This window comes from Vibrio sp. 1159, assembly GCF_033340395.1.
Lineage (GTDB): Bacteria > Pseudomonadota > Gammaproteobacteria > Enterobacterales > Vibrionaceae > Vibrio > Vibrio alginolyticus.
On record NZ_JAWOWL010000142.1, the window covers coordinates 1 to 1,190 of the forward strand.

Here is a 1,190-nt window from a genome sequence, read left to right on the forward strand (position 1 = left end):
TATGAATTAGTCGAAGATCTTAGCAACAACACCAGCACCTACTGTACGGCCACCTTCACGGATCGCGAAACGTAGACCTTCGTCCATTGCGATTGGTGCGATTAGCTCTACAGTCATCTGTACGTTGTCGCCTGGCATTACCATTTCTACGCCGTCTGGTAGCTGGATGTCACCAGTTACGTCAGTTGTACGGAAGTAGAACTGTGGACGGTAGCCTTTGAAGAATGGAGTGTGACGACCACCTTCATCTTTAGACAGTACGTATACTTCTGATTCGAACTTAGTGTGTGGAGTGATTGAACCAGGCTTAGCTAGTACTTGACCACGTTCAACTTCGTCACGCTTAGTACCACGTAGAAGTGCACCAACGTTCTCACCTGCACGGCCTTCGTCTAGAAGCTTACGGAACATCTCAACACCAGTACATGTAGTTGTAGTAGTGTCTTTGATACCTACGATAGCAACTTCGTCACCTACAGTTAGGATACCACGCTCGATACGGCCAGTTACTACTGTACCACGACCTTGGATTGAGAATACGTCTTCGATAGGCATTAGGAATGGCTGATCTACCGCACGCTCTGGCTCAGGGATGTAAGTATCTAGAGCTTCTGCTAGTTCAACGATTTTCGCTTCCCACTGCTCTTCGCCGTTTAGTGCGCCTAGTGCAGAACCTTGGATAACTGGTAGGTCATCACCTGGGAAATCGTATTCAGATAGAAGTTCACGAACTTCCATTTCTACTAGTTCTAGTAGCTCTTCATCGTCAACCATGTCACATTTGTTCATGAATACGATGATGTATGGGATACCAACCTGACGGCCTAGTAGGATGTGCTCACGAGTTTGTGGCATTGGGCCATCTGTCGCAGCAACAACTAGGATACCACCGTCCATCTGTGCAGCACCAGTGATCATGTTTTTAACATAGTCAGCGTGTCCTGGACAGTCAACGTGTGCGTAGTGGCGTGATGGAGTGTCGTACTCAACGTGAGAAGTTGCGATTGTGATACCGCGCTCACGCTCTTCTGGAGCGTTATCGATAGATGCGAAGTCTTTAGCTACACCGCCGTAAACTTTAGCAAGAGTAGTACAGATAGCTGCAGTTAGAGTTGTTTTACCGTGGTCAACGTGGCCGATAGTACCAACGTTAACGTGCGGTTTCGTACGTTCAAATTTTTCTTTAGACA

At 47.3% G+C, this 1,190-nt stretch carries 1 protein-coding gene; it reads right to left on the bottom strand.

What is annotated here, in order from left to right:
* Window positions 1–6: 6 nt before the first annotated feature.
* Window positions 7–1,190: elongation factor Tu (gene tuf / locus R7127_RS26535; RefSeq protein ID WP_017822038.1), on the bottom strand; the 1,184-nt coding region annotated here is incomplete at its 5' end.